The 22,649-nt window shown below is 50.8% G+C and carries 19 protein-coding genes and 2 tRNA genes; 13 read left to right on the top strand and 8 right to left on the bottom strand.

Annotated features, from left to right (window positions below; genetic code table 11):
• Positions 1 to 83: 83 nt before the first annotated feature.
• Positions 84 to 920 carry a universal stress protein gene (locus TEU_RS01575; protein WP_050002117.1) on the bottom strand — a complete coding sequence of 279 codons (837 nt, stop codon included), beginning with the start codon at positions 918 to 920 and terminating at the stop codon, positions 84 to 86.
• Positions 921 to 1,024: 104 nt separating this feature from the next.
• Between TEU_RS01575 and gcvT the strand changes: the two genes are divergently transcribed.
• Together gcvT and TEU_RS01565 are read left to right on the top strand one after the other, a co-directional pair.
• Entirely contained in the window at positions 1,025 to 2,221 is a 1,197-nt protein-coding gene (gene gcvT / locus TEU_RS01570) for a glycine cleavage system aminomethyltransferase GcvT (protein ID WP_050002116.1), read from the top strand.
• Between the two features lie 40 nt (positions 2,222 to 2,261).
• Positions 2,262 to 3,092 carry a DMT family transporter gene (locus TEU_RS01565; protein ID WP_050002115.1) on the top strand — a complete coding sequence of 277 codons (831 nt, stop codon included), beginning with the start codon at positions 2,262 to 2,264 and terminating at the stop codon, positions 3,090 to 3,092.
• Between the two features lie 412 nt (positions 3,093 to 3,504).
• On the opposite strand, the gene TEU_RS11685 is transcribed toward TEU_RS01565, so the two are convergent.
• Positions 3,505 to 3,644 (bottom strand) — tRNA-Trp (locus TEU_RS11685).
• Positions 3,645 to 3,738: 94 nt separating this feature from the next.
• Between TEU_RS11685 and TEU_RS01555 the strand changes: the two genes are divergently transcribed.
• The 3 genes from TEU_RS01555 to gor all read left to right on the top strand — a co-directional run bounded on the left by TEU_RS01555 (position 3,739) and on the right by gor (position 7,368).
• Positions 3,739 to 3,975, top strand: coding sequence for a hypothetical protein (locus TEU_RS01555; RefSeq protein WP_050002113.1), 237 nt, complete (start codon positions 3,739 to 3,741; stop codon positions 3,973 to 3,975).
• A 139-nt stretch (positions 3,976 to 4,114) separates the two neighbouring features.
• Complete coding sequence (fbp, locus tag TEU_RS01550; RefSeq protein ID WP_050002112.1) at positions 4,115 to 5,242, top strand: fructose-1,6-bisphosphate aldolase/phosphatase; 1,128 nt, start codon at positions 4,115 to 4,117, stop codon at positions 5,240 to 5,242.
• Between the two features lie 167 nt (positions 5,243 to 5,409).
• Positions 5,410 to 7,368, top strand: coding sequence for a glyceraldehyde-3-phosphate:ferredoxin oxidoreductase (gene gor / locus TEU_RS01545; RefSeq protein WP_050002111.1), 1,959 nt, complete (start codon positions 5,410 to 5,412; stop codon positions 7,366 to 7,368).
• Positions 7,369 to 7,425: 57 nt separating this feature from the next.
• On the opposite strand, the gene TEU_RS01540 is transcribed toward gor, so the two are convergent.
• The 4 genes from TEU_RS01540 to TEU_RS01525 all read right to left on the bottom strand — a co-directional run bounded on the left by TEU_RS01540 (position 7,426) and on the right by TEU_RS01525 (position 11,293).
• On the bottom strand, positions 7,426 to 8,808 hold the full coding sequence (locus tag TEU_RS01540; protein WP_050002110.1) for a hypothetical protein: 1,383 nt from the start codon (positions 8,806 to 8,808) through the stop codon (positions 7,426 to 7,428).
• Positions 8,809 to 9,018: 210 nt separating this feature from the next.
• Complete coding sequence (locus TEU_RS01535; protein ID WP_050002109.1) at positions 9,019 to 9,735, bottom strand: hypothetical protein; 717 nt, start codon at positions 9,733 to 9,735, stop codon at positions 9,019 to 9,021.
• Entirely contained in the window at positions 9,732 to 10,640 is a 909-nt protein-coding gene (locus tag TEU_RS01530; protein WP_050002108.1) for an ABC transporter ATP-binding protein, read from the bottom strand. The genes TEU_RS01535 and TEU_RS01530 overlap by 4 nt, the downstream gene beginning before the upstream one ends.
• Complete coding sequence (locus TEU_RS01525; RefSeq protein ID WP_050002107.1) at positions 10,637 to 11,293, bottom strand: 4Fe-4S cluster-binding domain-containing protein; 657 nt, start codon at positions 11,291 to 11,293, stop codon at positions 10,637 to 10,639. The genes TEU_RS01530 and TEU_RS01525 overlap by 4 nt, the downstream gene beginning before the upstream one ends.
• Before the next feature lie 396 nt (positions 11,294 to 11,689).
• Between TEU_RS01525 and TEU_RS01520 the strand changes: the two genes are divergently transcribed.
• The 4 genes from TEU_RS01520 to arcS all read left to right on the top strand — a co-directional run bounded on the left by TEU_RS01520 (position 11,690) and on the right by arcS (position 16,877).
• A complete protein-coding gene (locus TEU_RS01520; RefSeq protein ID WP_050002106.1) occupies positions 11,690 to 12,949 on the top strand; it encodes a phytoene desaturase family protein in 1,260 nt (419 codons plus the stop codon).
• Between the two features lie 142 nt (positions 12,950 to 13,091).
• Positions 13,092 to 14,036 carry a carbamate kinase gene (gene arcC / locus TEU_RS01515; RefSeq protein WP_050002105.1) on the top strand — a complete coding sequence of 315 codons (945 nt, stop codon included), beginning with the start codon at positions 13,092 to 13,094 and terminating at the stop codon, positions 14,034 to 14,036.
• A 219-nt stretch (positions 14,037 to 14,255) separates the two neighbouring features.
• On the top strand, positions 14,256 to 15,161 hold the full coding sequence (locus TEU_RS01510) for a coiled-coil protein (protein ID WP_050002104.1): 906 nt from the start codon (positions 14,256 to 14,258) through the stop codon (positions 15,159 to 15,161).
• Positions 15,162 to 15,170: 9 nt separating this feature from the next.
• The gene (gene arcS / locus TEU_RS01505) at positions 15,171 to 16,877 is read left to right on the top strand and encodes an archaeosine synthase subunit alpha (protein WP_050002103.1); all 1,707 of its coding nucleotides are present in this window, start codon (positions 15,171 to 15,173) and stop codon (positions 16,875 to 16,877) included.
• Here arcS and TEU_RS01500 read toward each other — a convergent pair whose 3' ends face one another.
• Positions 16,878 to 19,142, bottom strand: coding sequence for a Piwi domain-containing protein (locus TEU_RS01500; RefSeq protein WP_050002102.1), 2,265 nt, complete (start codon positions 19,140 to 19,142; stop codon positions 16,878 to 16,880). It lies immediately after the preceding gene.
• A gap of 92 nt (positions 19,143 to 19,234) precedes the next feature.
• On the opposite strand from TEU_RS01500, the gene TEU_RS01495 reads away from it, so the two are divergent.
• A complete protein-coding gene (locus TEU_RS01495; RefSeq protein WP_050002101.1) occupies positions 19,235 to 19,531 on the top strand; it encodes a DUF2103 domain-containing protein in 297 nt (98 codons plus the stop codon).
• Positions 19,532 to 19,693: 162 nt separating this feature from the next.
• Positions 19,694 to 21,109 carry a DUF2079 domain-containing protein gene (locus TEU_RS01490; protein WP_227738741.1) on the top strand — a complete coding sequence of 472 codons (1,416 nt, stop codon included), beginning with the start codon at positions 19,694 to 19,696 and terminating at the stop codon, positions 21,107 to 21,109.
• Here the strand turns inward: TEU_RS01490 and TEU_RS01485 are convergent.
• Complete coding sequence (locus tag TEU_RS01485) at positions 21,074 to 21,709, bottom strand: hypothetical protein (protein ID WP_050002100.1); 636 nt, start codon at positions 21,707 to 21,709, stop codon at positions 21,074 to 21,076. The two genes, TEU_RS01490 and TEU_RS01485, sit on opposite strands and share 36 nt — an antisense overlap.
• Positions 21,710 to 21,765: 56 nt before the next feature.
• On the opposite strand from TEU_RS01485, the gene TEU_RS01480 reads away from it, so the two are divergent.
• Positions 21,766 to 22,398 (top strand): class I SAM-dependent methyltransferase, encoded by a 633-nt coding sequence (locus TEU_RS01480; RefSeq protein WP_050002099.1) that lies wholly within the window; start codon positions 21,766 to 21,768, stop codon positions 22,396 to 22,398.
• Between the two features lie 13 nt (positions 22,399 to 22,411).
• A tRNA-Gly gene (locus tag TEU_RS01475) sits at positions 22,412 to 22,489 on the top strand.
• Positions 22,490 to 22,649 lie beyond the last annotated feature (160 nt).

The raw sequence follows: 22,649 nt of genomic DNA, 5'->3' as shown, positions 1-22,649 counted from the left end.
AAGGCCGAAAAGATAGGAAGAAACGACCGATGATGGCAACAGGGTAGCTACCGAAGTGATGAGGAAGCCGTTCCAGTCTGAGGTCACTCGCACGGGACGAGGAGGACGGGAGCTTTTGAGTCCCTCATGACCCTCTCCGCAGTGCTTCCGAGTATCAGGTCTTTGAGGACGCTGCGTCCCTTCTTGCCGATGACTATGAGGGTTGCCCCTTTGGCTAGAGCGGTTCCTATTATCGCTTGGCTTGCGGCTCCCACCAGGACTTCGCGTTCGAACTCGGCTTTGACTCCTTTGGCAGTCTTTTCAAGATTCTCCTTGGCGATCTCAATGTTGTGCTCAAGCTCGTCGATTTTTCCGTAATCGACCGAGTGGAGGAGGATTCCCTTCTCTATGAGCTCCTCGAACTTCCTGACGGTCTTGACTATCTTAATGGAGCACTTGGAGAAGTCGAGCGCCACGAGGGGTCTCCTGAAGATTTCGGAGCAGTCCACCGCCAGCTCAAAGGAGTCGTCCTTTTTGACGTACTTGAGCAACAGGACGGGCTTCTTCGTCGTCCTCGTGAGGTTCGAGGCGGTGCTCCCAAGAAACATCTGCCTCCATACGTTCTCGCCGACGCTTGGCGTCACGACGAGGTCTACCCCAGCTTCCTCGCTGGCCTCGGCTATCTCCAGAGAAGGAATTCCCACTCTCACCTCTGCCTTGGCGTTGATTCCCTTCTCCCTGAGCTCTTTTGCGAGCTCTTCGAGCTTCTCGCGGTAGATTTCCTCAAGCTCAAATGCCTCAAGCTCTGCAACGGTCAGGTCTATGACGTGGAGGAGGTAGAGCTCCTTGGCCCCCATTTCGAAGAGCTTGGGGATGCACGTCCTCAGCGCGTGGAGAGATACATCAGAAAAGTCGGTTGGATACAGAATTCTCTCAAACATTTTGGTCACCCAAGTATAAATATGTCCTCCAATGTTTATTATCGTTGCGATGAGCTATTGGAAAGCGTTATAACGTTCAAGTCCAAGTTTGAGCGGTGATTGCTATGGTCAAGAGGGTTCACCTTTTCGACTGGCATAAGGAGCATGCCAAGAAGGTTGAAGAGTTTGCGGGCTGGGAGATGCCTATCTGGTACTCCAGCATAAAGGAGGAGCACCTCGCCGTCAGGAATGGCGTTGGAATATTCGACGTCTCCCACATGGGAGAGTTCATATTCCGCGGTAAGGACGCTCTTGAGTTCCTCCAGTACGTCACGACTAACGACATAAGCAAGCCGCCTGCGATAAGCGGAACCTACACGCTCGTCCTCAACGAGAGGGGAGCCGTTAAGGACGAGACCCTCGTCTTCAACATGGGGGACGACACCTACATGATGGTCTGCGACAGCGACGCCTTTGAGAAGCTCGACGCCTGGTTCAACGCGATAAAGCGCGGGATTGAGAAGTTCGGCGAGCTTGACCTCGAAATCGAAAACAAGACCTACGACATGGTCATGTTCTCAATCCAGGGCCCGAAGGCGAGGGACCTCGCGAAGGAGCTCTTCGGCATAGACATCAACGAACTCTGGTGGTTCCAGGCCAAGGAGGTTGAACTCGACGGAATCAAGATGCTCCTCTCGAGGAGCGGCTACACCGGTGAGAACGGCTTCGAGGTCTACTTCGAAGATAAGAACCCCTACCACCCCGACCCGGAGAAGAGGGGCGAGCCCGAAAAGGCCCTGCACGTCTGGGAGACGATTCTGGAGGCCGGCGAGAAGTACGGCATAAAGCCCGCGGGACTTGGAGCAAGGGACACCCTCAGGCTTGAGGCCGGCTACACCCTATACGGAAACGAGACCAAGGAGCTCCAGCTCCTCAGCACTGATATTGACGAGGTCACCCCGCTCCAGGCCAACCTCGACTTCGCCATATTCTGGGACAAGGAGTTCATAGGCAAGGAGGCACTCCTCAAGCAGAGGGAGCGCGGCCTCGGCAGGAAGATGGTGCACTTCAAGATGGTTGACAAGGGAATCCCGAGAGAAGGCTATAAGGTTCTGGCCAACGGTGAGGTCATCGGTGAGGTCACCAGCGGAACGCTCTCACCGCTCCTTGGAATCGGCATCGGAATAGCCTTCGTGAAGGAAGAGTATGCCAAGCCGGGCCTCGAAATTGAGGTCGAGATTAGGGGCAAGCCCAAGAAGGCTGTAACTGTAACTCCGCCCTTCTATGACCCCAAGAAGTACGGTGCCTTTAGGGAGGAGTGATTCCGGAAATTTTTTATTCTTCTCTTCTTCCACTTCGATCATGTCTAAAAAACACGCCGTTGGTGCGGTGCTACTGTGGTCAACGGTTGCCAGCGCCTTTAAGCTCTCGCTCCGCTACATGAGCCCGCTTCAGCTCCTGTTCTACGCGTCCCTAACTTCGCTCGTCCTCTTCGGAATCCTCTACGCGAGGGAGTTTAGGCCCACGAGGGAGAACCTCCGCTCGGCCTACCTCGGTCTGATAAACCCCTTCCTCTACTACACCGTGCTCTTCTCCGCTTACGACCGCTTGCCGGCCCAGGAAGCCCAGGCGCTAAACTACACCTGGCCTCTGATGCTCGTCCTCCTCTCAATCCCGCTCCTTGGGAAGAGACCCGGTATGAGGACGGTATTTGGCCTCTTCCTTGGCTTTCTGGGCGCAATCATCGTTGCGACGAAGGGCAACGTCACGGGACTGAACTTTACCGACCCAATAGGTGTAGCCCTCGGCCTGGGGAGCGCGGTTATCTGGGCGGGCTACTGGCTGCTGAACCTCCGGGACGGGAGGCCTCTCATTGAAAAGATGTTCTGGAACTTCATCTTTGGGCTTGCATACATATCCGTGGCAGTTGCCGTTTCGGGAGAGTTTTCAGTGCCTCCCCTTCAGGGCCTCGCGGGTGCGGTTTATGTAGGTCTGTTCGAGATGGGGGTTACGTTCCTCCTCTGGTACCGGGCAGTTGAGAGCGACGTTGCCTTCGCCTCGAACCTAGCTTATCTTGTGCCCTTCCTCAGCCTGTTCTTTATCTCCCTCGTCCTGGGTGAGAGAATAGAACCGACAACCGTTCTGGGCTTGGTTCTGATAGTGGTGGGAATCCTTCTTGGAAGGGGAGAGTAAAGTGACTTTATCTTTCGCTATCAGTTGAAACGTTTGAACGCTATGAGAGCGGTTTGAAGCTATTAATGTCCTTCAGGAAAGGCTGGCAAGAAGCTTTTGGAAAAAGCTTCACCAAGAAACTTTGCCTTCGCAAAGTTTCATCAAAGTTTGTGATTCTTCTAACAGGGGCTTCTTCAAGAGCGTTTGCGCTTTTAACAGCTCCCGTGAGCTGTGGAATTCCATGATTTTGAAAACGTTTGGATTTAGGTTTGCTTTTTTCTTGCGCTCCGCAGGAGCGCTTCTTAGAGAAAACCCACCTTTAAGGCCCTCTTAAAGGGAATTCCTCCAAGAAAATGGCCGTTTAAAAGCTCAAACTTCTTAGAATTGTGTATTCTTGAACCTTGGTCAAACTTCGCGCAGGCGAAGTTTGCAATGGTGGGGGCGCGGGGATTTGAACCCCGGTCCGCGGGTTTCTCCGGGTCAGAGCTCCAAAGGCTCATCCCCAATCAGCAAACCCGCAAGTCCTCATACCTCTGGAGCCCGCGATGATGGACCAGGCTACACCACGCCCCCGTCCGACACAACCTTAACCGTCTGGGGTTTATAAACTTTGCTCCCGGAAGTTTTATTACCATCAATGCCCAAAAATATTCTGAGGTGGCCAAGTATGGAGGAGCCCGTTGTTATCGGAAAGGACAAGTTCAGGATTGGGGAGGACGAGACCGCCAAGAGGGAGCTCCGCGTCGTTAAAGTTCACGACGACGTCATACAGGTTCAGGAAGAAGTTCACGGCATCATTGCCCTCGTCGGCGCAAGCTCAAGTGTCAACATCAAGAAAGACGAGCTCAAGAACCTTATAAAGGTCGTAAAGGAGCAGTTCGGCTGGACGGATATCTGTGAGTGATTTCCTGATTTCTGGGCAACCCCCTATTTTTTCTGCTTCCCGCATCTCATTTGGATTTTGACGCCTTCTTGTATATCATCGGCGGTGATATTAACGTTTTATAAACATAAAATACTCAATTTTTCTCGGGGTGGTTGCTGTGGCAGTTGGAGACAAGATAACGATTAGTGTAATCAAGGCCGACATCGGCGGCTGGCCGGGACACTCAAGGGTGCACCCCCAGCTCATCGAGACCGCTGAGGAAGTTCTCGCCAAGGCCAAAGAGGAAGGAACAATAATCGACTTCTACGTGGCCTACGCGGGCGACGACCTCCAGCTCATCATGACCCACAAGAAGGGCGTTGACAGCCCCGACGTTCACGGACTTGCCTGGAAGGCCTTCGAGGAGGCAACCAAGGTCGCCAAGGAGCTCGGACTCTACGGTGCCGGGCAGGACCTTCTCAAGGACGCCTTCAGCGGAAACGTCCGCGGAATGGGCCCAGGCGTTGCCGAGATGGAGATTGCCCTAAGGAAGAGCGAGCCGGTGGTTACCTTCCACATGGACAAGACCGAGCCCGGTGCCTTCAACCTGCCGATATTCAGGATGTTCGCCGACCCGTTCAACACCGCTGGTTTGGTCATTGACCCCAAGATGCACATGGGCTTCCGCTTCGAGGTCTGGGACATAAAGGAGCACAAGCGCGTTATCCTCAACACCCCAGAGGAGCTCTACGACCTCCTTGCCCTCATAGGAGCTAAGAGCCGCTACGTCATCAAGCGCGTCTTCCCGAAGGAGGGCCACCCAATTCCAAAGGACGAGCCGGTCGCCGTCATCAGCACCGAGAAGCTCTACGAGATAGCCGGCGAGTACGTCGGCAAGGACGACCCGGTTGCGATAGTTAGGGCCCAGAGCGGGCTCCCTGCCCTCGGAGAAGTCCTTGAGCCATTCGCCTTCCCGCACCTCGTCAGCGGCTGGATGAGGGGAAGCCACAACGGCCCGATAATGCCCGTCCCGATGCACCAGGCCAACCCGACGAGGTTCGACGGCCCGCCGCGCGTCGTCGCCCTCGGCTGGCAGATAAGCCCAGAAGGAAAGCTCGTCGGTCCTGTTGACCTCTTCGACGACCCGGCCTTTGACTACGCCAGGCAGAAGGCCCTTGAGATTACAGAATACATGCGCAGGCACGGCCCGTTCGAGCCCCACAGGCTTCCGCTCGAGGACATGGAGTACACCACCCTGCCCGGTGTGCTGAAGAGGCTTGAGGAGCGCTTTGAGGACATCGAGTGATTCTTTTCTCTTCTTCTTGGTTTTACTTGCTTTCAGAGTGCTATCATGGGTTAAATTGCTAAGGTTTTTATAATTCAACACCCAACTACTTTATTGAAACAATCGGAAGCCTTAAATATTCTTCACTAAAAAGCTAACACCCGGAGTGATACAAAGGGGTGAGGAGTATGAAGTTCACAGTTCTCAGGATCAACCTGGGCGAAAAAAAGGTGGAGAACGAAGAGCTTGAGAAGGACGGAGTGTACGGCATCATAGACTACGGTATCGACCTTCACGAATCTCTTGAAACCCACTCCCTCGACCCCTACGACCCCAAGAACGTCGTTGTCATGGGTATGGGGCCGTTTTCTGGCTCGACTCTCCCCGGAGCGCACAGGCTCATGTTCTTCTTCCGCTCACCGCTCTACGGGACGCTGTTCCCCTCCGCTATGGGTGGAGCGGCCTACGCCTTCAAGAACGTCGGCGTTGACTTCGTGACCTTTGAGGGCAAGGCCGAGAAGCCCGTCGTGGTTCTCCTCTACAACGACGGCGAGAACATTAAAGTTGAGCTCCACGAGATTGAACTTGAGAAGGTCGTTGAAATCTGGAGGGGCTACAAGGGCGAGGAGGGTGTCTATGCCCTTACCCAGTACCTCATCGACACCTTCGGCGGACGCTTTGACTTCGAGTACCGCATAGCCGTTGTCGGACCGGCGGCTCTTAACACCAACTACGGTGCGATATTCTCCCAGGCCCTCAGGAAGGGAGAGAGGCTTGTTGGCAGCGAGGACTGGGCCGCGAGAGGTGGCTCGGGAAGCGTTCTCCTCCGTGCCCACAACGTCGTTGGAATTATCTTTGGCGGAAAGCCGAGGAAGAGGAAATTCCCGGGCGAGGACATCAGCAACTTCAAGACCTCCAAGGGGATAGTTGAGGGCGTCCACAAGAAGCCCTACAACGAGGTCATAGCCGAGAAGACGACCAAGTACCGCTTCAACCCCAAGCTCAACACCGGCGGAACCTTCGGCGGAAACTATCCCGCTGAAGGCGACTTTGTCCCGATACTCAACTGGCAGATGCCCTACATCCCGAAGGAGGAGCGCATTAAGATCCACGAGAACATAATGAAGCACTACTGGGAGCCCTTCAATGAGGAGGCGATAAAGCCCAAGAACTGGACGACCTGTGGCGAGCCCTGTCCGGTCGTCTGTAAGAAGTACCGCCGCGGCCACCACGTCGAGTACGAGCCCTACGAGGCCAACGGCCCGCTCAGCGGAAGTATAAGCCTCCGCGCCAGCGACATAAGCGTCCACGCCGTTGATGCGATGGGCTTCGACGCCATCGAGTTCGGTGGAACAGCTGCCTGGGTTCTTGAGCTCGTCCACCGCGGTCTGCTCAAGCCCGAAGAGGTCGGCATAAGCGGAAAGCCCGAGTTCACGAAGGAGGCACTCATCGAGCGCCCGGTCGAGGCGAGCGAGGTCAACGCGAAGCTCGTTGCAGAGCTGGCTCATAGAGTTGCTTTCGCCGAGAACGAGATTGCCAAGATAATAGGCCTCGGCAAGAGGAAGGCGAGCGTAATCTTCGACGAGAAGTTCAAGGACAGGCTGAGCTACGGCGAGAGCTTCAAGGACTACGCCGTCTTCACCCCGCTCGGCGAGGACGGTGAGATGACCCCGACGATGTACTGGGCGATAGGCAACTACATCCCGCTCCCAATCCAGGGCCGCTACTGGACGTTCTACCAGTTCGGCGTCTTCCTTGAGCCTGAGGAGCTCGCCCAGAAGATAATAGCCAGCGCCCTCTGGGAGTTCTGGTACGACAACGTCGGCTGGTGCCGCTTCCACAGGGGATGGATGAAGCCCGTCCTCAAGGCTCTCTTCATGGAGGCCTACGGCGAGAACGTTGACATGGAAGAGCACGCAAGGAAACAGATAAGGCGCCTTATAGAGTATGCCAGGAAAGCCGGCTACACCCCGGCCTTCTGGGACAGCATGCGCGTCATAGATCTCGTGGCCGCTGGAAGCGAGGAGTTCGGGAACGAGCGCTGGGCCGAGCGCTTTAAGATTGACAAGGTCGGCACGGCGAAGGAGTACCTCAGCAGGGTTCTCGATGCGTACAGCGAGGAGCTTGGAGTGGAGTGGAGGCTTTGAGAGTACCTCTACACCCTTTTTTATGTGTCCTTTTTGTTGAAAAGTGAAAAACGAAAGTTAACTGAAGACTTCAACGTAGAACCCGACCGGGACGTTGGTATTAACGTGGTCTGACTTCCAGAACTCCCACCATGGCTTGTTGATTGGAATCGAGATTTTGTAAGCCGATTTTGCCGCTGAGAACTTCACATTGTTGACTGAACCATCGTTCCGGATTTCACCCATGACTGCATATGTGGAGTATCCCTCAACGCTGAAGCCCACGAGCAGTGAGTTAAACCAGGGGGGCAGTCTTTCCCCTGTAAGGTAGTTTATCAATGCTCCAACGGGTGCACCTATTCCAAAGGAATATCCTTTTGTTTCAGTGTATATTTTGTCAAAGAAGTCCGCAAGGTAGACGTCTTTACCCCTGGGGGCGTTTAACGTTACGTATTCCATTGGAACGTCCTCCGGGTAAAATTGAGGTTTCTCGAAGCTTACTCCAGATTCTATGTCTTTAACTGATCCATGTTGAGATGAATACTCAAAGCGGTCAATCTTTGCGAAGTACCTTTCATTTCCAGTAAAGAGACATGTTGGATTGGGGTGATACGCGCTCTTGTAGCAGAAGTACTCCTTTTGATGTATGTAGTGGATAGTGCCCTTCACCCATATGTACCCCCACGTGTTGCTGGGTTCCATGTTTATAATACTGCCACCGCGGTACCAGTCTGTAAAAGACCTTCCTAAAACTTTCAGTTTTATTGAACTCGGATCAAACGAGACTTTCTTCGAAATCTGGTCTCCAAAAGCGACTGTGATGTCGGGCCCCATGTACGAGCCATGTTTTGCTCCGAGCTGGACTGTGGCACTGATTTTTGTTTTCGACTTTTTGTGAATTATGAGTAAAGGTATCTTGATGTTTGTAAAATAGCGTTCATCAGCCGTTCTCCACTCGTACCAGTGCTTCGTTGGACTCATCGGAGTAATCTCTTTGGACGAAGTTCTAATTATGTGGGGTGATGGAATAGAAACAACGGAGGCCTCTTTGAGGTTTAATTTGAACTTTATGCTCTTTTCGAGCTCCCATCCGCTCAAGGACCTGTCAAATCCATCAACCAAACTGTACACTTTGCCATCTTTTTCCACCCACACGTCTATTCCAATGAACGCGGTTTTCGACCCAATTTTCTTTGCCGTGTTTTCTATCCTCTGAAGTTCACTTTTTGAGAGGTAAATGCTGTCCTTGAAAAACAAGTGGTCACTGAGTACTCCTCTTTTTATTACTATTGGACTTCCATTTTCAGCGAATGTCCATACCGCGTAGTATATCTTAGCCCCCTGGAACGCGGGAGGAGTTGAGACATCAACCTCGACTTTTCCAATCGGGGTGGCCGTGGCAACTACCGCGATGAGGAGTGAAGCCGTTAGTAGAAGTCCAATAAACAGCCTCTTCCGCACTGCCTTCACCCCACAAGTTTTCCGTTGTTAAATGTGCAATTAATCTTTATAAGTTTCCTTCCTATTTCAAGTAAATATTTCTGCTTTTTTCCGAGTACTGTTGTAGTTTAATTATCCATCGGGGCGACTAGTAGTTCCATGGGACACCTAGGATGTGCTTTCCGTTTCTTGGGCAATTGGGCAAACATCAAAAATGAGGGATAAAAAAGGCTAAAACGGCTTTTCAAGCATATAGCTGGAGCCAACGTTTCTGATTGCAAAGGCTGTGAAAATAACCGTCAGAGCTCCGGATACCAGCCAGGGTATTGGGCTTATCTCCTGAAGCCCAATTGCTGAGCGGACACACAAGAGGAGATGCGTAACGGGATTCAGGTAGAGCGCCGGAAAGCTTGAGCGGTAGTAGGCAGGGGAGAACACCACGAAGAGCCAGGGAAGTATTCCCGTAACGGCCATTGCCTTGTAGGGGTTTCCAATCCTTGCCCCTATTGCGACTGCCAATGCTCCTAGTTCAAGGAAGGTGAGCAAAAGTGCCAGGACTAAGAGCGGAACGTTTATCCTGCTCACTCCTTGGTAATAGAGTATAACGGTGAGACCTATTAGTACTTGAGGAATGACCATGAGAGAGTACGTTAGGAACTGTGCGAGAACAACTGTGGAAATCTTTGGTGGCAACGTCGAGTAGAGTTCAAGAACGCTGGGTTCAAAGATGTTGCTGACCCTGTTCGTCAGCGTTCCAAGGAAAGAACTCACCAGCGAAACGACGATGAAACCGCTCACAAGGTATGAGATGTCCTCGGGGGTTCTTGAGCCGGAGTTCATAATCATCATAAACAGAAGGGCGAGCGGCATGATAAGGAGATTGACTGTGAGGAAAGTCTTGTAAATTCTCATTCCCTTTAGCTCCATTCTGATTAGGGGCCGAATCATTCTCTATCCCTCCCAATGAGATTTATAACGAGGTTTTCAAAGGAGGGAGACTCGAGTTCGAGATAAGACACACCGACGCTCTTGGTGATAGTCTCAACGGTCTCCAGAGCTTTCTCAAGCGTATCAAATGCCATCTCGTAGAGGTCTCCGCGTTTTTTGTGCTCCTTGGGAAGGATGCTTGCGGGTATCTCCCTTTGGGGTATTAAACGAACCTCAGTGGGCATTTTAATCATTGAAACTATGTCGGCGGGAGTGCCGGAGGTTACTATCTTTCCGTGGACGAGAAGGTACACCCTATCGCACAGGGCTTTGACTTCATTCATGTCGTGGCTGGCGAGAAGAATTCCATCGCGGTTTGAGTTTCTTATGACCTCCCAGAGACGATGTTTTGTAACGATATCCACCATACTCGTCGGCTCGTCGAGCACAAGGACGGGAAGCTCCTGGACGAGTGCCATCGCGAGCAGGAGGGACTTCTTCATGCCACCAGACAGCTGATACCCGAAGAACTTTGATGCCCCGTCGAGCCCAACAAGGCTCAGAACTTCCGAGATCTTTTTCTCCATTTCCTTCCGTGGAGCGTTCCCGTGCCTCATCCTGAAAACGTATTCAAGAACTTCCTCAACCCGCAGGGATGGAAAGCTCAGGGGGTACTGGGGCACGTAGGCGAGCGTTCTTTTTATGACGTCTGGATTCTCAGCTATGTCTTCGCCCACGACTCGAATGGAACCTTCGGTGGGTTTCAAAAGCCCCAACAGCTGACGTATTAGTGTTGTCTTTCCCGCACCGTTGGGCCCGATGAGGCCTACAATCTCGTTCTTTCTAACTTTGATTGAAATTCGGTCGTTGGCCTTTGTTCCGTCGGGATAGACCTTGGTGAGGTCGTTAATCTCTATCACGTTCATTGTTCACCCTCCAGGAGTTTTTTGTATCTTGACTTAACATAAAGTGTTAGAAATTCGCTGTAATTCTGTAGGTGTTCTATATTACAGGAAATTTTGGATTTTGATGCTTTAATGCCAATTTCCCTTAAAGAATCTAAATCTCTTACTGCCACTTTTAGAGTATCATAATTCAACATTGGTTCTCCTCCGAAGAATACAACATTAACATTTCTCAGAATGTTTGTCCGCTTGTTTATTAATTTCATTATTCTATTCCAGCCATCAGTTGTTAAATCTTGATTATTATCTAGAGCTTTTCTTAAATCTTGGTAACAATAAGGGCAAGAGAGATTACATCTTGAGGTTAAGTTCACAAACATTCCCATGTGTGTTGGCGTATATTTTAGAATATTCACATGGGTTCGCATCAGCTCTTTTTCATCTAATTCAGAGGGTATCAAAAATCCTAAAGCTGTTAGTTCTTTAATTAGCTGATCATTAAGCGTTCCATTATCAATACCAACGTTGGCATTGTTGATACTATTTTTAAGTCTGTTCCAAACTTCTTCTGAAATGGCAACTAAAGAGCGTGAAAGGGTATTAAATAGTATCACACGTCCCTGATATGGAACAGCGAGAGTATATCTTGAAAGTTTGATCCCGTTCATTTCCATATTCACACCTCCTAATTTTTATAGTATCTGAAATAAAATAAGTAGTAAAAAATAAAGAAACACAATCAGTTCGGGTTATCCTTTACAGGATTACAGAAGCTCCCGCAGATGAAAAAGTTTGGCTCGTTGAACCCGAATGCACCTTTTTCCAGTACAATCAACTCTTCCATGTCATCACCTCCTAAAGTTTTTGCATTATATTTTAACCAACTTCCACTTATAAATCTTTCCTTTTACTTTAGGTATAGGTTCTTTCTTTTTTTAGAGTATGAGCTTATTCGAACCTGAGTTTTCCTATTAGAACGGACCAAAAGAAGCCAGAGTAAAAGAGTTGCATAGTCGTGCAACAGCCAAACCCTTTATAATATCTATCCCGACATCTTCTTAGGTGGTAGAATGAGGGCAGTTGTAATAGGCTCTGGAATCGGAGGCCTTCTGACGGCCTCGTTCCTGGCCAAAAACGGTTACGATGTCACCGTCATCGAAAAGTCTCCTTACATCGGCGGCAGGTTCGCGAACCTTCCATACAGAGGCTTCGGCCTCTCCACCGGGGCCTTCCACATGCTCCCCCACGGTGAGGACGGGCCTTTAGCCTATCTCCTCAAGCTCCTCGGTGCCAACGTCCAGATAGTGAACTCTGACCCAAAGGGAATGATATTCTACGAGGGAAAGACCTTCCACTACCGCGAGGGCTGGAAGTACCTGAGCATTACCGAGAAGGCGAAGGCCACGAAGCTTCTCCTCGACATTAAGCGCGGGAAGCTGCCTGTGGACGACCCGGAGATGAGCGGTCGCGAGTGGATTCGGGAGAAGATAGGCGACAACGAGTTCGTTGACCTCTTCATCAAGAGCTTCCTTGGCTGGGCTGACAGCGTCTTAGACGTCCCGGCCGGAGAGCTGGCGAGAGAAATCAAGGCCGCCCTGAAGTGGGGCGGGCCCGGCCTTGTTAAGGGCGGCTGTAAGGCCCTGACCGGGGAGCTCGCAAGAATTGTGAGGGAAAACGGCGGGAAGATACTCACGAGGAAGAAGGCCGTTGAGGTTGATGCCGACTCAAAGAAGGTAGTCACTGCCGACGGTGAGGAGTTCTCCTATGATGTGCTCATCTCAAACATCGGCATAAAGGAGACCGTCGAGCTAATCGGTAGAGACAGCTTCGACCGCGACTACCTCAAGCGGGTTGATTCCCTAAAGCCGAGCGAGGGCATAAAGTACAACGTGGCGCTGAAGGGTGGGCCGAGGATAGGCAACACCGTCGTCTTCACCCTCGACACCGAGAGGATAAACGGCTACAACGAGCCTTCATCGCTCAGCTCCGAGCTCGCCAAAGAGGGCTACACCCTGATAATGCTCCACCATGCCCTTCAGAGCAGGAACGTGAAGGCCGAGCAGAAGAAAGGTATCGAGGACATCTACAGAATCTTCCCGAACCTCGACGAGGAGGGGAAAATCCTGCTGATTCAGACATACCTAGACGGAAACCCCGTGAACAGGGTGGCGAGTGGGCAGGTGGTTGAAGGCTTTCCGGTCGAGGACGTTTACGTCGTCGGCGACGCCTACAAGCTCCCCGGAGGAATAGAGGTCGAGGGGATAGCGCTAGGCGTGATGAGGACGCTTGAGAAACTCGGTCTTGGAAGCTTTTCGGAATGGTATTTATGAATGAAAGCCTCTCTCCCATTATTCTTTGCATTTGTAAATTACGGCATAAATGGGCCGAACCTTTTTCAAATGGACATCGTTGGTACCTAACGAACGTTTTTATTCTCATACCCGGAATTATCCATCAATGGGGGTGAATGCTGTGAAGAGAGTTGTAATAGCCCTTGGCGGTAATGCAATCCTTCAGAGGGGCCAAAAGGGAACCTACGAGGAGCAGATGGAGAACGTGAGGAGAACTGCCGGGCAGATAGCCGATATAATCGAGAAGGGTTACGAGGTTGTCATTACTCATGGCAACGGCCCTCAGGTCGGTGCGCTCCTTCTCCACATGGACGCTGGCCAGCAGGTTCACGGCATACCGGCCCAGCCCATGGACGTTGCCGGGGCAATGACACAGGGACAGATTGGATACATGATTCAACAGGCGTTAATCAACGAGCTCCGCGCCCGTGGAATAGAACGGCCTGTGGCAACGATAGTGACCCAGACGGTAGTTGACAGGGACGACCCGGCCTTCCAGAACCCGAGCAAGCCGGTTGGGCCTTTCTACGACGAGGAAACTGCCAAAAAGCTCGCGAGGGAGAAGGGCTGGACTGTTATAGAGGACTCCGGCAGGGGCTGGAGGCGCGTCGTGCCGAGCCCAGACCCCAAGCACCACGTTGAGGCCCCGGTTATTCAAGACCTCGTGGAGAAGGGCTTCATAGTCATAGCCAGCGGCGGCGGTGGGGTTCCAGTCATCGAGGAAAACGGCCAGCTCAAGGGCGTTGAGGCTGTCATAGACAAGGATTTAGCTGGAGAGCGGCTTGCTGAGGAAGTGAACGCGGACATCTTTATGATACTCACGGACGTCAACGGTGCGGCCATAAACTTCGGAAAGCCCGACGAGGAATGGCTCGGAAAGGTCACCGTCGAGGAGCTCAAGCGCTACTACGAGGAGGGCCACTTCAAGAAGGGCAGCATGGGGCCGAAGGTTCTCGCGGTTATCAGGTTCATCGAGTGGGGTGGAGAGAGGGCGATAATAGCTTCGCTCGACAGGGCGGTTGAAGCGCTCGAAGGAAAGACCGGGACTCAGGTCGTGAGGGCATAACCGTGTCTCTACTTTTCTCCTTATCCGGACACGCTTGAATTTCCTGTGTGTCCCTCACGGTTGGATTTATATCCCCTCTAGAAGCGGAGGCGTTGAGGGTGTTTTTCTTTGGACTTTTCAGTTCCTCTGGCCAAAAAGTTTTTATTTGATTCCTCATTTTTCAGTCCAGATGTTTGGAGTGAACAGAGCTGTTCTAAAAATTGGAGAGGGGTAAGAGAAATGCCAACGGTTAAAGTAGACCCAGAGGAGATTAAGAGGATCAAGAGAGAAATTGAGGCTCTTGAAAAGGAGAGAAACGAGATAAGGGCCAAATTAGATGAGCTCGAAAAGGAGCTACAGACCTGGATTCAGAAGAGAGATGAGAAGAATAAGGAAGTGCAGCAGCTCCGCCAGAAGGGCAGGGAGTACAAGGCAAAGAGGGACGAGATAAACCAGAAGATTCAGGAGCTCAAGAAGAACAGGGAGGAAATCAACGCCAAGCTCGACCTCCTCTACCAGGAAATCCTTGAGTACAAGACCAAGAGGGACGAGTACAACCAGCTCAGGAGGCTCAAGATGAGGCCGGAGAAGATTCAGGAGAGGATAGAGAAGCTCGAGTGGGAGCTCCAGACCAACCCGAACATCACTCCCGAGAGGGAGAAGCAGATAGTCGACCAGATACAGGTTCTCGCGACCGAGCTTGAGATAATCCAGCAGGCTGACCGCTTCCACAAGAAGCTCGTCGAGACGAGGAAGAAGGTCGACCAGCTCAAGAAGGCCAGGAAGGCCATAAGCCTTGAGATACAGAAGCTCGCCAACCAGAGCCAGCAGTACCACGAGCAGATGATTCAGGCCTTCAACAAGGCCGACGAGGTCAAGAAGGAGGCCGACGAGTACCATGCCAAGGTCGTCGAGCTCCGCGAGAAGGTCAGGGAGCTCAGGAGGGAGCTCAGGGAAATCGAGAGGAAGATCCGCGAGTACGATGAGAAGCACAAGGAGCTCATCGCCTACAGGCTCGTCGCGAAGATGCGCTCCAAGAAGGACGCCAGCTTCGAGAAGGCCGTTGAGGCCCTTGAGAAGTTCAAGCGCGGTGAGAAGCTCACCCTCGACGAGCTGCTGCTCCTCCAGAGGTACAACCTCGTCTGAGGCTTGCCTATGGAGGTCATCAAGCACGAAGGGCCTGGGAGGCTTGGGTTAGTCCGCTTAGAGGACTACTCCTTCAGAACCCCCGCTTTGGCCGGGGTAGACTTTACGCTCTCGCCCTTCAACTCATTCTTCCACCCGAAGGAGCCGGGCGATTACGACTTCAACCTGGCTCCGTCCATACCCCTCGGCTTTTACACCCCAGCTGAGGTCATTGAGAAAGCCCTTGGAAGGCTCTGGAGCGTTAACTACGAAGGTTTCAACGCCTTCTACCTTCCAGCCCTACGGAAAACTGAGTACCTCGAGGAGTTCTTCAAGATAATCGAGCGGTACAACTTCGATGCCGTCTACCTCGGCAACTCCAAAATCCTCGTCAAGGAGTACCGCTACTTCGTTAAAATCCTCCGCGCGCTCCGCGAGAGGTTCCCCAACCTGATGATTATAGCGGATTTGGAGCCGTTCTTCTATCCGTTAGCAGTTTACCTCGGCGTTGACGCCTTCGACACGCGCTCACTCAGGCTCTACGACTTCGAGAGCAAGGGGTTCACCCAGTACAGCCCCTTCCTTTGGGGGAAGGAGCCGAACTCCCTCAACTTCGCCAGGGAGACGATACTCCTCGTGAGGAAGGCCCTTGAGAGCGGTAAGCTCCGCTACCTCGTCGAGAACCTGTTTTACACCCAGTACCACGCTGGAATTCTCCGCATAGCGGATTTGGAACACGCCGATTACCTCGAGAAGTACACGCCGATCCAGAAGGAGACCGTCTACTTCATCAGCGACGCCTCCATCAGGAGGCCCGAAGTGAGGCGCTGGCACTCCCGCGTCGTTGAGCGCTTCACCCCGCCCAAGAACACCGAGCTCGTGCTCATCTTCCCGTGCTCGGCTAGGAAGCCCTACTCCTTCTCAAGGAGCCACACGCTCTACCGCAGGGCTGTAAAAGAGGCCCTCGGCTCTGGAATCAGCAGAGTCCACGAGCTGATACTCACCTCACCCTTCGGCGTCGTCCCGAGGGAGTGGGAGTGGCTAGCGAAGTACGACATAGTGGTTACAGGCCACTGGGGAGAGGAGGAGATTAAGCCCGCGGCCGAGCTCCTCGCGAAGACCCTTGAGAAGTACCCGAAGGACGTCCCGATAATAGCCCACCTCGACAAGGCCTACGTTGAGATAGCGAAGCTCGCGAGCGAGCTCTCCGGCAGGGAGATAATCTTCACCGACGTGAAGAACGGAACGACGAGCAGGGAGAGCCTCAGCTCGCTCACCGAGACGCTGAAGGAGTTCGAGCTTGAGGGCACGAAGGAGGACAGAACCTACCGCTATTTTGAGAACATTAGGAAGGTCTTCGACTTCTACTTTGGCGTCGGCGCTGGCGAGGCCGTCCTTCCTGATAACGGCCACGTCAAAGGCTCTAAAATGCTCCGCCTCTTCGTTGAAAACCAGCAGACGGGAACTTTCAGGGACGGCGTCATAAGCGTCACGCCCTTCGGAATGCAGAGGATTTACGACTCCCTCAATGCCTACTGGGTGAAGATTGACTTCGACCTGCGCGGCGACGTCTTTGCGGTGGGCGTTAATGAGGCCGACCCTGCCATAAGGCCAGACGACATCGTTGCGGTCGTTAGGGACGAGCAGGTCGTTGGCGTGGGCAAGGCCGTCCTGAGCGGCGAGGAGATGGTCAGGGCGAAGAAGGGCGTCGCCGTCAAGGTGAGGAAGCGGGCATAACTAAAGGAAATATAGTGCCCCCTCTTGTAGGAATTCTGGGCGGGCAAATCTTAATCCTCTTCTTTCATAGTTTATGAGCCTATGAGACAAATGCACGGGGGCTGGCAATTTCATTCTATCTGGATTTTTTGGTTGGGAGTAGTTCAGTTTTGTCAGTTTCGTTATGGCCAAAATATCTTCGTGATTTAATGGACTAGTGGCTAGTTTCCCTCTGCTTATTACGTACTTTCTTTCCAATTTTAACGGGACTTTTAGATAGTGTTCTAGAAAGTGGGAAGTTAAATAATATGTGTCACCAATTCTGAAGTAGTAGTTTGGTTTTGGTCCAAATAAATGTCTATCAGTTCCTTTGAAAAATCTCACGAGAGGTCTTTTTATAATCCCTACAAGCGTAAACGTGTATGGCCGTCTGAGAGATAGTCTTTTGAGTTGTTCAATTTCACGAGAAGGTATTCTTCCATCTCTTAAAATGAGGATATCAACATTTGACTTTGTCTCTACAATTTGATCAAGTTCTGGCTGTAGGCTCTCAAATATTTTTTCGACATCTACAGTTTCACTGCTGGACTGTGGCTGAGTTATAGGAACTATTTTTATGATTTCTCCGTTTTTATTTTGTACTACAGCAGCCCCAGAGATCCCATAGTATTTTCCATTCTTGTCTTTCTCTCTGGTTACGTCTATACCAATTATTATGTCATAGGGCAAATTATCCAGAGAATAAAAATATATCCCAAATGCATACAGTGCTTGGAGTATCACGCTCTCAATAATCCTTTGTTTATTCTTTCCAAACTTTGAGTTAAGATTGTCTATATTTATGGCTTTATGGATTATTCCTCGTTCAAAAAAGAACTTTTTTATACGATCAAACTGCTCCCTACTCATGGATGGCACGAAGGTAATCGCTAGGTGATAATCATAATTCTCATATTTTTCGAATATTTTGGTGAGTCGTTGAGCAAGGTTAGTGTAATCTACAGCAATGAGGGGAGTTGTAATCTCTACCGGTAAAGATAGGCTAGAGGTCATACTAATAGTACGCAAGTAAGCAAAGTATTCGGAGACTCTGTCTAGAGCGGATTTTACGTCACTTACCAGTGTTGTCCTTTCTTTGGAGAACTCCTTTGGATATAGCAAATAAATGGCTATCTTTTTATCCTTGATAAACTTGGGTGTTTTTGTTGGGACAATTAATGAATATGTTTTTTCAAACGGCTCATTTTTAAACAACCAATTGAACGTATTTTTAATATTGTAATAGGGGGCTATCTTCTTTCTGATTATTCTGCCGTTTTCTAAAAAGGTTGCCTTGTAATAGATATCTTGAGATGGAATTTGAACTCCCTCAAAAGTCGCTCTTTTTGAAGTTTCGATTATATCTTTTATATATTCTGCGGCTATATTTAAGGCTTTGAGGAATTCCCCAGAGTGATGTATCTTTTTTTGAAGTTCTCCCTCCACTGGACGGATAAGCATTGCTCTGGAGGGATGATATGAGTATCTTTTGCCTTTGGTTATTAGTATCATGTTATATTTATCTGGATACTTAGAATCGTCAATAGGTTCGAGCGAAGTCCTTGTTATAAAATATTCATTTATTCGCTTTAGCTCTGCGTTATACCGGGAGGGATCTTCCACTTTTAAGATAATTTCTTCAACGGCATTGGGGGATACGTCGATATCTTTTCGGAATGACGTTATTTTCCAGGTTCCTTTTTCTATTAAGTTGATTTTCAGATCCTCAATGGTTAGCTCTCCCTTAATAAGAAGATCCATAATAGTGGAATCTTCAATAATTTCATGTCTCGGTAGCACTACAATGTAGTATTCCTTGCCCTCCGATTCAATGGATACCCTAAATGTTCTTCTGATTGTTCGGTTTTCTATTTTGCCAATAACTTGTTTATGCCTCAAGATCTGGAATAAATGCCCTTTCTTTTTGAGAATATTGAGCAATAGTTTTTCTCTTTTGTTTTTATCAAGTGAGGACACGTCAAATGCTTGTATGCTTAGCACCTGAATCTCGGGCTCATTTTCTAATTCTGAAATATATTCTTCCTTGATTACTGCAACTACCTTTCCAAGCATTTCATCATGCTTATAAACAAGTCCTCCGAATTTTCCCTGAACTATCCTATATATTTCCCTGTGGTTTAGCTTTTGTCCCAATAATATCTCAACTGAAACTAGGTCAGAAAAGGCCTCTTTGACGATAGAGGATTTTATTTTGTACATATTAGTTTGATATTCGTCTATATTCATAGTACTTTGGCACCTAAGAGGATTATGTTGTTATGGGGTTATAAAGGTTTTTCTAGAGAAAATCCTAAAAACCCGCTTTTTTATCTCCCTTCATGCCCAAGTACTTCAAACGAGGAGTCAAGAGGGAACACCACTTCCTGAAGGGCCTTGAGAAGCCGCTGGAAGAGATAGCCTTGATTCCCGGCGTCAAAAAGGTAATCCCTGGAAGGATTTACGCGAGCGACTCAAGGGGCTTCGAGATCAAGGTGACGCGGGAGACGCAGACAGGCCTTAAGCTCGTCGCCAAGAGCGATGGCTCCGTTCAGGAAGTTTTTCTCGTCGTGGATAAGGCCGATAGGCAGAGGGTCTGGGCGGAAATTGAAAGATTAGCGGAGGATTGGAGGGACTAAAGCTCCCGGTTTAAATTCAGGGGACTTTCACTAACTCGTGAATTACTCTCACTCTTTTTGTATGAGCATCCCACGGCAGTATGCCAGCTTGTACCTGCTTGTGATGCTAAGAACTTAGCGGGTGCGAAACGATTTTAAATCGAATCGCTTTTCCAACTTTATATGATGGCAGAATTAAAGCTAAAATTCAATAGGTTATCACCATACGATGTTGCCGCTGTATTTACGGCCTTAGGTTATTCTCTCCTCATGATCTATCTGAGTTTGCTCAAGTTCAGGTACCTCCGCTACACCAGCTTCGACCTCGGAATATTCACGCAGTCCCTTGCTGAGTTTCTCCACGGACGCCTTTTCTTCAACACGGGGGAGTGGCAGGCCCACGGCGTTTCCAGCCACTTTGGAGTCCACTTTCAGCCGATTCTATTCCTGCTCGTCCCCCTGTTCTGGCTCTTCCCCTCTGCGAAGACCCTCCTTGTCGTCCAGAGCCTCGCGCTCGGCTCTTCAATACTGCTGGCGTATACCCTTGCCAGGAAGGTTCTAAACGAGAAACTGGCCCTCTTCCTTACCGGTCTCTACGCACTCAACTCTTCGCTCATTGGAATCAACCTCTTTGAGTTCCACCCGGTATCCCTTGCCGTCCCCCTGTTTCTCCTCGCGGCGGTCTTCCTCGTGGACGGCAGGAAGAAGGCGTTTTTCATGACCTCCGTGGTCTTGCTCTCCGTGAAAGAGGACGCCTTTCTTGGGGTTGCTGCCCTTTCCCTGTGGTGGGCCCTCCACGGCGGCTTTTCTATTGAAAACCTCAAGAGGAACCGGGATTTTCTTATCTTGAGTGTTCTTGCCTGTTTATACGGGCTGGTAGTCATCAAGTTCATAATCCCTTACTTCGGGAGGGGCTACATCTACCACGACCTTTACAGCAACCTCCACCTGACCCGGAGAAAGCTCGTGTACTTCCTGCTCTTTAATATGAGCTTTGGCCTTTTTGCCCTCTTCCTTCCGAGGACCTGGGTTCTCGTAACGCCCCCGTGGCTTGAGTGCCTCCTCTCGTCGAGGGCGAGTCAGTACACCTTTGGCTTCCATTACCCTTACATGCTCGTCCCACTGTCCTTCGTGGGGACAGTCTTCGCCATAAAGGAGCTGGAAATCTGGAGGATTAAGAGGGTGTTCTACACGCTCGTTGTCATTGGTCTCCTGACGTCTTGGGCCACGATGCCGGTTGTAATACACACGCCAGAAGAGCCGGTTCCCATAGTCCACTACTTGATCCTTGAGCCCGCTCCGGGCTATAAAACCGCGTGGGAGGTCATAGACGCCCTTCTAAAGACCAATCTCTCGGTTTACACCCAGCCAGCGTTCTATCCGGCCCTCGCAGTCAAAGACAACGCCTACGTTTATCCCTCAAAGGTCATGCCCGACCTGGTGCTGGTCAATGTAAAAACATACCGCGGCCGTGTTTGGCTGAAAAGGCTGAACAAGATGGTGGATGCCAGATACGTCCGCGTTTATTCAAAGGATGGGATAGAAATCTACAAACGGGAGGGACTAAAGCTCCCTCTTCCCCTCAAAGAACTCAATTAGCTCCTCGTCGCTTATTTCCTCGTCCGCTTCCGTGTAGCCCAGCTCCCTCTTCTGGAGCTCTATAAGGCCTGGCGTTAGGAGGAGCTTCCCGTCCAGCTTCGGAACCGCGTAGTGGAGCGTTATCTCGCTGAACTCGTCCAGCTTTATCGTCGGGTTCAGCTCGTACTCAATCTCTTCGAGCCTCTTGCCGTCCGCGATGAGCCTGGCCACTATGCTGGCCCCGTCTATCGAGAACTGGGGTTTCCCGATGTGCCTGACTTTAACGCCTTCCATCTTCGACGTGATGAACTCCCTCGTCCTGCCCCTCGGGACGGCGTCACCGAGGATTCCGCCGACGACTATTATCGTGTCATCATCAATGTCTTCCGGCTTGAGCTCCTCTTCCGCCTGGAGGTCGAGGACTATGATTTTGGAGCGGTCAAACGGGAACCTGGTAACGCTCTCACCTATGACGCTTCCGAGCTTCGCGAGCTTCTCCCTCTCCCCCGGCAGGACGTTGGTGAAAATCAGTCCCTCCTTCCACCACTCGCTCACGTGCTTGTACTCCAGCCACAGCCAGTCGCTTATCTCCTCGAGGTGCTCGATCACGAGGTACGGCATGCTCTCACCGCCCCCATTTGGGTTCAACTTTTTAAAAGTCCTTCCCAACTCAACCTATGTCGTTCAAAGCCAAGTATTCACGCATAGCAAGGCACTATGAGGCCCTTGAGAAGCCACTCGACAGGTTTTTCTGTCCCCTGCGCGAGAGGGCGGTTTCGTTGGTTAAGGGAAAAACTCTGGAAGTCGGTGTTGGGGTTGGGAAAACACTACGTTATTATCCGAGTGATGTTGAGCTCTGCGCCGTCAATGCCGTCCCCGAGACACTCAAGATTGCCAGAGAAAAGGCCCGAAAGCTTAACCTTAACGCCTGTTTCGAGGTTGCAGACGTTGAGAAGCTTCCATTTCCGGACAACAGCTTTGACACCGTTCTGAGCTCCTTCGCCTTCTGCACCGTTCCCAATCCTGAGAGGGGTATGAGGGAAATCTTCTGGGTCTTGAAACCCGGAGGGAAGGCGATTCTCCTTGAGCACACGACGAGCGATTCAACTTTGCTGAACTACCTCTTTCTTCTTCCCCTGAAGTTGCCGTTGAAGCTTCTCCTCGATGACGACCCGCTACGGGAGACGCACAAACTCGTCTCGAAATACTTTGAAGTCGAGCTTGAGGAGAGTTATTACCGCGGAATAGTCCGCTTAATCGTCGCTCGGAAGATTGAGGAGAGTAAAACTTTTAAAGTCCCCTCTCCTTAAGAATAACGGGCGCGCGGTGGTAGTCTAGCCTGGTCTAGGACACCGGCCTCCCAAGCCGGTAACCCGGGTTCAAATCCCGGCCACCGCACCACACCAATTTTTGCCTGTTCTTGAAGTCATCTGGGGGCAGTGGTATCTATTGTAGTTTCTGGTAGGAGTGGATTTATTGATAGAAACGCTTTCGAGGGTTCATGGGGCCTGTGGGTGTTTGAATGCTGAAAAGATTTTTCAAAAACCGAAAAGCTTTTTAG

This window comes from Thermococcus eurythermalis (genome assembly GCF_000769655.1).
Taxonomy (GTDB): Archaea; Methanobacteriota_B; Thermococci; order Thermococcales; family Thermococcaceae; genus Thermococcus; species Thermococcus eurythermalis.
The sequence above is the reverse complement of the archived record's forward strand: the minus strand, read 5'-3'. Positions and strand labels throughout refer to the sequence as shown.